A 10,294-nucleotide genomic window follows, 5' to 3' on the forward strand; every position below is an offset into this window, starting at 1 on the left:
GGAGCACGATGGAAGTCTGGCCTGGAAATGCCTACCCGCTGGGAGCTACCTTTGACGGCACCGGCACCAACTTCGCCCTGTTCAGCGAGCGGGCCGAGCGGGTCGAACTCTGCCTCCTGGCCGATGACCTGACCGAAACCCGGATCGAACTGACCGAGGTGGACGGCTACGTGTGGCACTGCTATCTGCCGCACATCCAGCCCGGCCAGAAGTACGGCTACCGGGTCCACGGACCCTACGATCCCGCGAGCGGCAACCGTTTCAACCCGAACAAGCTGCTGATGGACCCCTACGCCAAAGCCATCCAGGGCCAGATCGACTGGGACCCGGCGCTGTTCTCGTACAACTTCGGCGATCCCGATTCCCGCAACGACGCCGATTCCGCACCGCACACCATGCACGGCGTGGTCATCAACCCCTTCTTTGAGTGGGACGGCGACCGTCAGCTGAAGATCCCTTACCACGAGTCCGTGATCTACGAAGCCCACGTCAAGGGCCTCACCGAGCTGCACCCCGAGATCCCCGAAGAGCAGCGCGGCACCTACGCCGGCGTGGCGCACCCGGCCGTCATCGAGCACCTGAAGAAGCTCGGCGTCACCGCCATCGAACTCATGCCCGTCCACCAGTTCGTCAACGACGGCACCCTCGTGGACAAGGGCCTCAGCAACTACTGGGGCTACAACACCATCGGCTTCTTCGCCCCCCAGAACACCTACAGCGCCACCGGCGACGTGGGGCACCAGGTGCAGGAGTTCAAGGCCATGGTCCGCGACCTCCACCGGGCCGGCATCGAGGTCATCCTCGACGTCGTCTACAACCACACCGCCGAAGGTAACCACCTCGGCCCCACGCTGTCCTTCAAGGGCATCGACAACCAGGCCTACTACCGCCTGGTGGACGGCGACCTCAAGCACTACATGGACTACACCGGCACCGGCAACTCCCTGAACGTCCGGCACCCGCACTCGCTGCAGCTGCTCATGGACTCCCTGCGCTACTGGGTCACCGAGATGCACGTGGACGGTTTCCGCTTCGACCTCGCCTCCACGCTGGCCCGCGAGTTCTACGACGTGGACAAGCTCTCCACCTTCTTCGAACTCATCCAGCAGGACCCGGTAGTCTCGCAGGTCAAGCTCATCGCCGAGCCGTGGGACGTGGGTCCCGGCGGCTACCAGGTGGGCAACTTCCCGCCGCAATGGACCGAATGGAACGGAAAGTACCGCGACACCGTCCGTGACTTCTGGCGCGGCGAGCCCTCCACCCTGGGCGAATTCGCGTCCCGCCTGACCGGCTCTGCCGACCTCTACGAAAGCTCGGCCCGCCGTCCGGTGGCCTCCATCAACTTCGTCACCGCGCACGACGGCTTCACCATGCGGGACCTGGTTTCCTACAACGAAAAGCACAACGAGGCCAACGGCGAAGGCAACAACGACGGCGAATCGCACAACCGCTCCTGGAACTGCGGCGTGGAAGGCGAGACTGACGACGACAAGGTGCTGACCCTGCGCGCCCGCCAGCAGCGGAACTTCATCGCCACGCTGCTGCTCTCCCAGGGCGTGCCCATGCTGCTCCACGGCGACGAACTCGGCCGCACCCAGCAGGGCAACAACAACACCTACTGCCAGGACTCCGAGCTCAGCTGGATCCACTGGGAGGCCATGGACCAGCCGCTGGTGGAGTTCACGGCCTTTGTGAACAAACTGCGGCACGACCACCCCACCTTCCGCCGCAGCCGCTTCTTCGACGGCCGCCCGGTACGCCGTGGCCAGGGCGAAAAGCTGCCGGACATCGTCTGGCTGAAGACCGACGGCACGGAAATGCTGCCCGAGGACTGGGGGAGCGGCTTCGGCCGGACCATCGGCGTCTTCTACAACGGCGACGGCATCCAGGAACAGGACGCACGCGGCCGGCGCATCACCGATGACAGCTTCATCATGGCCTTCAACGCCCACGACGACACGGTGGAGTTCTGCCTTCCGGACGAGGAATACTCGCAGTACTGGGAGGTCCTGATCGACACCGCCGCCCAGGCGGACGCATACGAGCCGCTCAAGGCGAAGGCCACCCTGACCCTGGACGCCAAGTCCATGGTGGTCCTGCGCGCCTACTCCGGCCCGGAAGCCGAAGTGGACACCTCCGCAGCCGCCTCCCTGGCATCGAGGGCGGAACACGAGGAAGCCCAGGAGGAGATGGTGGAAGCCCAGACCAAGGCAGCGGAAGCAAGCGAGGCAAGGGCCACCGAAGCATGAGGACGCCGGTCTCCACCTACCGGCTGCAGATCAGGAGCAGCTTCACCCTCTTCGACGCCGCCGCCACGGTTCCCTACCTGAAGGACCTTGGCGTGGACTGGGTGTACCTGTCACCCATCCTCACCGCGGAGCAGGGCTCGGACCACGGTTATGACGTGACCGATCCTTCCGCCGTGGATCCGGACCGGGGCGGGCCCGAAGGTTTGCTGGCCCTGTCCAAGGCAGCCCGCGAACACGGCATGGGCGTCCTCGTGGACATCGTTCCCAACCACGTGGGCGTTGCCACGCCGGCGCAGAACCCGTGGTGGTGGTCCCTGCTCAAGGAGGGCCGCGAATCACCCTACGCCGAAGCGTTCGACGTCGACTGGGACCTTGGCGGCGGAAAGGTCCGGCTTCCCATGCTGGGCTCGGAGGCGGACCTGGACAAGCTGGAGGTCAAGGACGGCGAACTCCGCTACTACGACCACCGGTTCCCGTTGGCCGAGGGCACGTACACCGAGGGCGACTCCCCGCAGGACGTGCACAGCCGGCAGCACTACCAGCTGATGGACTGGCGCCGGGCTGACGCCGAGCTGAACTACCGGCGCTTCTTCGCGGTCACCACCCTGGCCGGCATCCGGGTGGAAGTACCGTCCGTGTTCGAAAAGGCCCATGCCGAGGTGGGCCGCTGGTTCACCGAGGGACTGGTGGACGGGCTCCGCGTGGACCACCCGGACGGCCTGGCCGATCCCGCAGGCTACCTCCGGTGGCTCAAGGACCTCAGCGGCGGCGCCTACGTGCTGGTGGAGAAGATCCTGGAACCCGGCGAAGTGCTGCCGCAGGACTTCGCCTGCGAAGGCACCACCGGATACGACGCACTGGCGGACGTGGACCGGGTCTTTGTGGACCCCTCGGGGGAGCAGGCGCTGGACGCGCTGGACGCTTCCTTGCGGGGAGCCTCAGAGCCCGCCAACTACGCGGAGATGATCCGCGGCACCAAGCGCATGATCGCGGACGGCATCCTGCGGTCCGAGGTGCTGCGGCTGGCCCGCCTGGTTCCCGAATCCCGCGGGCTGTCCGTCGAGCAGGCAGCCGATGCCATCGCCGAGATCATCGCATCCTTCCCGGTCTACCGGTCGTACCTGCCCGTGGGTGCCGACGTCCTCAAGGAGGCGTGCGAGTCCGCCGCGGCGCACCGGCCGGACCTGGACGTGGCGGTGGGGACCCTCCTTCCGCTGCTGCTGGATCCCGCGAACCCCATCGCCATCCGGTTCCAGCAGACCTCCGGCATGGTCATGGCCAAGGGCGTGGAGGACACCGCGTTCTACCGCTACACCCGGCTGGGCACCCTGACCGAAGTCGGTGCCGAGCCCACCGAGTTCGCGGTGGCTCCGGAGGAATTCCACCACCGGATGCAGCGGCGTCAGCAGGACCTGCCGCTGTCCATGACCACCCTGTCCACGCATGACACCAAACGCAGCGAGGACGCCCGGGCCCGGATCTCCGTCATCGCCGAGCTGCCGCAGGAATGGGCGGATACGTTGGAGACGCTGCGGGGCCTGGCGCCGATCCCGGACGGCCCCTACGAGAACCTGCTGTGGCAGGCCATCGTCGGAGCCTGGCCGGCCAGCCGGGAACGGCTGCAGGGGTACGCGGAAAAAGCGGCACGTGAGGCCGGCAACTCCACCAAATGGACGGACCCCAACGAGGACTTCGAGGCCAAGGTGAAGGGGGCTGTGGACGCCGTCTTCGACGACGCCCGGGTGACCAGGGTGGTTGAGGACTTCGTCTCCCGGATTGATGCATTCTCCGCCGCCAACTCGGTTTCGGCCAAGCTGGTGCAGTTGACCATGCCAGGCGTGCCGGACGTATACCAAGGCAGCGAGTTCTGGGAGCGTTCGCTGACGGACCCGGACAACCGGCGCCCCGTGGACTTCGACGCGCGGCGGGCAGAACTTGCCAAGCTCGACGCCGGCACGTTGCCGGATGCAGGCACGGAGGCCAGCAAGCTGCTGGTCACCTCCAGGGCGCTGCGGCTGCGGCGCGACCGGCCGGAGCTCTTCCAGGGATACGTGCCGGTGGACGCCACCGGTGCCGCCGGGGGCCACCTGCTCGCGTTCTCCCGCGGAACCGATGCCTCCTCCGGCGCCCTGACGCTGGCCACCCGGCTCCCCGCAGGACTGGACGCCGCCGGCGGCTGGCGGGACACCGCCGTCGACCTTCCCGTTGCCATGGGCGACGAACTGACCGGAGCCGCCTACGGCCCCGGCCGGGTTTCGGTGGCAGAGGTCCTGGGTACCTACCCCGTGGCCCTGCTGGTACCCGTGGATGGAGAAAACGCATGACCCTGGTCAACGCTGGACCCGAACGCTTCGACGTGTGGGCACCGGAGGTTTCATCGGTGGTTCTGGTGGCCGACGGCCGGCAGTACCCCATGCGAAAGAAGGAGACGGCGCCGGGCTCTGAAGGGTGGTGGACGGCACCGGACGCCCCCGCGGACGGCGACGTGGACTACGGCTACCTGCTGGACGGGGACATCAAACCCGTCCCGGACCCGCGCTCCCGCCGCCTTCCCTCGGGCGTGCATGAACAGTCCCGCACGTATGACCCCGCCTCCTACGCCTGGCAGGATGCCGGCTGGCGCGGAAAGCAACTGCAGGGGTCGGTCATTTACGAACTCCACGTGGGAACCTTCACCCCCGAAGGCACCCTCGATGCTGCCGCCGGGAAACTGGGCTACCTGGTGGAGCTGGGCATCGACTTCGTGGAACTGCTCCCGGTCAACGGTTTCAACGGCACGCACAACTGGGGCTACGACGGCGTCCAGTGGTACACCGTGCATGAAGGCTACGGTGGACCTGCCGCCTACCAGCGGTTCGTCGACGCCGCCCACGCCGCAGGGCTGGGCGTCATCCAGGACGTGGTTTACAACCACCTGGGGCCCAGCGGGAACTACCTGCCCAGGTTCGGCCCGTACCTCAAGCAGGGCGATGCCAACACGTGGGGTGACTCGGTGAACCTGGACGGGCCCGGCTCCGACGTGGTCCGCGAGTACATCCTGGACAACGCCGCCCTCTGGCTGCGGGACTACCACGTGGACGGGCTCCGGCTCGACGCCGTCCACGCCCTGCGCGACGAGCGCGCGGTGCACATCCTGGAGGAGCTGGGTGCCCTGGGCGATGCCGTCTCGGCCGACACCGGGCTGCCCAAGACCCTGATCGCGGAATCGGACCTCAACAATCCCCGCCTGATCTACCCCCGGGACGTTAACGGCTACGGCCTGGCCGGACAGTGGAGCGACGACTTCCATCATGCGGTGCACGTCAGCGTCAGCGGTGAAACCACCGGCTATTACTCGGACTTCGAGTCGCTGGGGGTTCTGGCCAAGGTGCTGAAGGACGGCTTCCTGCATGACGGCAGCTACTCCAGTTTCCGCGGCAGGCACCATGGCCGGCCCGTCAACGCCTCCCTGGCGCACCCGGCGGCACTGGTGGTCTGCAACCAGAACCACGACCAGATCGGCAACCGCGCAACCGGAGACAGGCTCTCGCAGTCCCTGTCCTACGGGCAGCTGGCCGTGGCTGCCGTCCTCACCCTGACAGGGCCCTTTACGCCCATGTTGTTCATGGGCGAGGAGTACGGGGCCACCACCCCGTGGCAGTTCTTCACCTCCCATCCCGAACCGGAGCTGGGAAAGGCCACCGCGGAAGGGCGCATCAAGGAATTCGAGCGCATGGGGTGGGATCCCGCCGTCGTGCCTGACCCGCAGGACCCGGAGACATTCCGCCGGTCCAAGCTGGACTGGTCCGAGGCCGCAACGGGCGACCACGCGCGGCTCCTGGAGCTGTACCGCTCGTTGACGGCGCTGCGGCGGGAGCACCCGGACCTGGCGGCGGGCGGCTTTGGCGAGACGGAGATTTCGTTCGACGACGACGCCGGGTGGCTCCGGTTCCGGCGCGGATCCATCGAGGTGCTGCTCAACCTTTCGGACTCCAAGGTCCGGCTGGACGGGGCTGCCGGCACGGTCCTCCTGGCCACGGACGAAGGAACCGGTCTGGACGGCGGCTCGCTGGACCTGGCGCCATGGAGTGCGGCGGTCCTGAAGCCCTAGGCAGGGGAGGTTACGCCGCGGGGAGGCCCGCGGCGTAACTTTTCTGCTGAGCGCTAACACGTGGTGTGTAGCGTGGGTCACAGCTGGCAGGATTGACCCCATGACTTATGCAGCAGCGGACAACCGCTACGAATCAATGCCCTACCGCCGGGTGGGCCGCAGCGGCCTGAAGCTTCCGGCCATCTCCCTGGGCCTGTGGCACAATTTCGGCGACGACAAGCGGTTCGAAGAGCAGCGCGACATCCTGCGGCGGGCTTTCGACCTTGGGGTCAACCACTTCGACCTTGCCAACAACTACGGCCCGCCGGACGGCTCCGCCGAAACCAATTTCGGCCGGCACCTGCGCGACGACTTCAAGCCCTACCGCGACGAACTGGTCATCTCCACCAAGGCCGGTTACTACATGTGGCCCGGCCCGTACGGTGAATGGGGATCCCGCAAGTACCTGATCTCCAGCCTGGACCAGTCGCTGCAGCGCATGGGCCTGGACTACGTGGACATCTTCTACAGCCACCGGCCCGACCCCGAAACGCCGATGGAAGAAACCATGGGCGCCCTGGACTACGCTGTCCGGTCCGGCAAGGCCCTGTACGCCGGCATCTCCTCCTACACCCCCGAGCAGACGCTCGAGGCGGCCCGCATCCTCAAGGAACTGGGCACGCCGCTGCTGATCCACCAGCCCAGCTACTCCATGCTCAACCGGTGGACAGAGGACGGCTCACCCAACCTGTACGAGGTCCTGGACCAGGTGGGTGCCGGCTCCATCGCCTTCTCGCCCCTGGCGCAGGGGATGCTCACCGATCGGTACCTCCATGGCATTCCCGCCGACTCCCGGGCCGCCAAGGCCCGTTTCCTCTCCGAGGAATCCATCACGGAGGAGAAGCTGGACCGGGTCCGCGGGCTGCGGAAGATTGCCGAAGGCCGCGGGCAGTCCCTGGCGCAGATGGCCATCGCCTGGATCCTGCGGGACCAGCCCAAGGGCTCACCCGTGACCTCAGCGTTGGTCGGTGCCTCCAGCGTCCGCCAGCTCGAAGACACGCTGTCCTCCATCAACAACCTCAGCTTCACCGATGAGGAGCTGACCGCCATCGATGAATTCGCGGTGGAGTCGGACATCAACCTCTGGAAGCAGAACGCCTGAGACTGAATGTTTCGTTACCCAACCGGCCGGGGCCGGGGGAACAATCCCCGGCCCCGGCCTGTTGGGTAGTATGAAAAGGCGCCGCGCGGCGCCGTGCCAGCCGGCCGCCGTCGTTATTCCTGCGAAGGCCCCTCCGGCGGGCGAACGTTTGTCCCCAAAGGAGTTCTGTGTCTTCACATCCGATCCGTGTTGCAATCGTTGGCGTGGGTAACTGCGCCGCCTCGCTGGTGCAGGGCGTCCAGTACTACAAGGACGCTGACCCGCAGTCCACTATTCCGGGCTTGATGCACGTTGAGTTTGGCCGCTACCACGTGGGTGACGTTGAGTTCGTCGCCGCGTTCGACGTTGATGGCAAGAAGGTCGGCGTTGACCTGGCTGATGCGATCCTGGCCAGCGAGAACAACACCATCAAGATCGCCGACGTCCCGCCCACCGGTGTCACGGTCCAGCGCGGCCACACCCTGGACGGGCTGGGCAAGTACTACCTCGAGACCATCGAGGAATCCACCGAAGAGCCCGTGGACGTGGTCCAGGCCCTGAAGGACGCCAAGGTTGACGTCCTGGTCTGCTACCTGCCGGTCGGGTCGCAGCAGGCCGCGGAGTTCTACGCCCAGGCAGCCATCGACGCCGGCGTGGCGTTCGTCAACGCGCTGCCCGTGTTCATCGCCGGGACCAAGGAGTGGGCTGACAAGTTCACTGCCGCAGGTGTTCCGATCGTGGGCGATGACATCAAGAGCCAGATCGGCGCCACCATCACGCACCGCGTCATGGCCAAGCTGTTCGAGGACCGCGGCGTGACGCTGGACCGGACGTACCAGCTGAACGTCGGCGGCAATATGGACTTTAAGAACATGCTGGAGCGTGACCGGCTGGAGTCCAAGAAGATTTCCAAGACCCAGGCCGTGACCTCCAACGTCGAGGCTGAACTGGCCGCGAAGGATGTCCACATTGGCCCGTCCGACTACGTGCAGTGGCTCGATGACCGCAAGTGGGCGTTCGTGCGCCTGGAGGGCCGGAACTTCGGTGACGCCCCGGTGTCGCTGGAGTACAAGCTGGAGGTCTGGGACTCCCCGAACTCCGCAGGTGTGATCATCGATGCGATCCGTGCGGCCAAGATCGGCCTGGACCGCGGCATCGGCGGCCCGCTGCTGTCGGCGTCGAGCTACTTCATGAAGTCCCCGCCGGAGCAGTTCAACGACGACCTCGCCCGCGAAAAGGTCGAAGCCTTCATCCGGGGCGACCTGGACCGCTAACCCTTCCGGCAGCCAACGCTCCCTCACCCGCATAGGGTGGGGGAGCGTCCTGCGTTAACACGCCCCATCACCTTTTGCCGGCTTTTCCGGGACGCGCCATCACTTTTTGCCGGCTTTTCCGCGACGCGCCATCACTTCCTGCGTATTCTCCCGACACGCGCCATCACTTCCCGTCCCCTGGGGAGCGTATACGCGGCGGGCTGCGATTCTGGAGGCGGCAGTGGCGTTTTGTTTCACCCGCTTCCGGCAAAACCGGCCGAGTAGGAGTGGTCACTCCACGCCGCGCGAAGGTGCCGTTTGATTGCCGCTACAGCTCGTCGGAAACCGTCCGTGGCATCGTCCTTGGTGAATACCAGAACCGTCCACCCGGCCGACTCGAAGGCTTTGTCGCGCCGTCGATCACTCAATCGCTGGGCCTCAATAAGATGGTGGCCGCCGTCGTACTGGACTGCAAGGCGCCGGTGACGGTAGCCCAAGTCGGCCGTAGGGGAAGCCGCATCATTCGGTCGAAGTGCTATTTGCAGGTCAGGTTCTGGCAAGTTCGCGTCAAGCATGGCCAGCCGCAGCATCGATTCCGGTGCGGAATCAGCGCCGACCCGCATCAGCTCCAAGGCTTCCCGGGCATGCACGACCCCCTGAAGATTGGGGTGCCGGCCGACTAAAGCGCTGAGACCCTCCAGTGTGTCAAAGGGCTGTGACCTGGCTTCAAACTCCGCTCGAGGGATGCGAATGATTTGGTCTCCAAGGCAGACCAGCTCAGCCAGCGACAGTCGCCGTGCCAAGTCGAGCCAGGTTCGGGAACGGGTGCTGATGGGGATGCCGTCGACAGTTTCGATTTCGTCGGCACTGGCCATTACCTTATGGGCAATGACACCTTTCCGGCGAACCTGCGGCAAATGCTTCGGTTTGCTCATATGCAGTTCAGTTGAATCCGACAGCCGCGCGGGGAGCAGCTGACAGTGCAAACGTGCAGCCGTGACGTGTGAAATCCACGCGCCTGGCGAAACTTCGGAGAGGACGCGTGCCGCGGCTTCCAATTCGAAGTTCCAAGTCGACGGGCGGTACAACCGCCGGCTGACGTGGACCACGTCATCCTTCCGCAGCCGCTTCGCTGACACACCGGCAGTTACCGCCGAGTCGTATGTGAACGGAGAGCTTGCCAGGGTCGACGGTAAATCAGCGCGCTTATGCATGCTGGCATTCTGGCGTAGAAGGCTTGACCGCTGCAGGAGTTATCCACAGGAAAAGACCTCGATGGTTCCAAGGTGATCGGGCGTTGGTGAATTCGGGGCGGAAGGTGATGGCGGGTCGGTTTATTCGGGGTGGAATCTGATCGGGCGTTGGTGAATTGGGGGTGGAAGGTGATGGCGGGTCGGTTTATTGGGGGTGGAATCTGATCGGGCGTTGGTGAATTGGGGGCGGAACGTGATGGCGGGTTGGTGGATTGGGGGGGGGAGGTGAAGGCGGGTTGGTGGCTTGGGGGCGGGAGGGGGTGGCGGGGTGGTGAATTTGGGTGGGTAATTATAAAAAAATACGAGCCGACGAGGTGTGGAATTGGATA

The 10,294-nt window shown here is 65.6% G+C and carries 6 protein-coding genes; 5 read left to right on the forward strand and 1 reads right to left on the reverse strand.

Annotated elements, in window-relative coordinates; translation table 11 throughout:
• Nucleotides 1–8 precede the first annotated feature (8 nt).
• From glgX to PUN71_RS02825, 5 genes are all read left to right on the forward strand, one after another.
• The gene (glgX, locus tag PUN71_RS02805) at nucleotides 9–2,249 is read left to right on the forward strand and encodes a glycogen debranching protein GlgX (RefSeq protein ID WP_043454722.1); all 2,241 of its coding nucleotides are present in this window, start codon (nucleotides 9–11) and stop codon (nucleotides 2,247–2,249) included.
• Complete coding sequence (gene treY / locus PUN71_RS02810) at nucleotides 2,246–4,573, forward strand: malto-oligosyltrehalose synthase (protein ID WP_277797271.1); 2,328 nt, start codon at nucleotides 2,246–2,248, stop codon at nucleotides 4,571–4,573. The genes glgX and treY overlap by 4 nt, the downstream gene beginning before the upstream one ends.
• Nucleotides 4,570–6,339 (forward strand): malto-oligosyltrehalose trehalohydrolase, encoded by a 1,770-nt coding sequence (gene treZ, locus PUN71_RS02815; protein WP_277797272.1) that lies wholly within the window; start codon nucleotides 4,570–4,572, stop codon nucleotides 6,337–6,339. The genes treY and treZ overlap by 4 nt, the downstream gene beginning before the upstream one ends.
• 100 nt (nucleotides 6,340–6,439) lie before the next feature.
• Entirely contained in the window at nucleotides 6,440–7,480 is a 1,041-nt protein-coding gene (mgrA, locus tag PUN71_RS02820) for an L-glyceraldehyde 3-phosphate reductase (protein ID WP_277797273.1), read from the forward strand.
• A gap of 167 nt (nucleotides 7,481–7,647) precedes the next feature.
• Nucleotides 7,648–8,733, forward strand: coding sequence for an inositol-3-phosphate synthase (locus PUN71_RS02825; RefSeq protein ID WP_043454726.1), 1,086 nt, complete (start codon nucleotides 7,648–7,650; stop codon nucleotides 8,731–8,733).
• A 233-nt stretch (nucleotides 8,734–8,966) separates the two neighbouring features.
• Here PUN71_RS02825 and PUN71_RS02830 read toward each other — a convergent pair whose 3' ends face one another.
• Nucleotides 8,967–9,926 carry a DUF559 domain-containing protein gene (locus PUN71_RS02830; RefSeq protein ID WP_277797274.1) on the reverse strand — a complete coding sequence of 320 codons (960 nt, stop codon included), beginning with the start codon at nucleotides 9,924–9,926 and terminating at the stop codon, nucleotides 8,967–8,969.
• Nucleotides 9,927–10,294 lie beyond the last annotated feature (368 nt).

This window comes from Arthrobacter sp. NQ7, assembly GCF_029581595.2.
Lineage (GTDB): Bacteria > Actinomycetota > Actinomycetes > Actinomycetales > Micrococcaceae > Arthrobacter > Arthrobacter phenanthrenivorans_B.

What these genes read in the sequence shown, in the direction of transcription:
- glgX (WP_043454722.1), top strand. Translation starts at nt 9, where the DNA reads ATGGAAGTCTGGCCTGGAAATGCCTACCCGCTGGGAGCTACCTTTGAC.
- treY (WP_277797271.1), top strand. Translation starts at nt 2,246, where the DNA reads ATGAGGACGCCGGTCTCCACCTACCGGCTGCAGATCAGGAGCAGCTTC.
- treZ (WP_277797272.1), top strand. Translation starts at nt 4,570, where the DNA reads ATGACCCTGGTCAACGCTGGACCCGAACGCTTCGACGTGTGGGCACCG.
- mgrA (WP_277797273.1), top strand. Translation starts at nt 6,440, where the DNA reads ATGACTTATGCAGCAGCGGACAACCGCTACGAATCAATGCCCTACCGC.
- PUN71_RS02830 (WP_277797274.1), bottom strand. Translation starts at nt 9,926, where the DNA reads ATGCATAAGCGCGCTGATTTACCGTCGACCCTGGCAAGCTCTCCGTTC.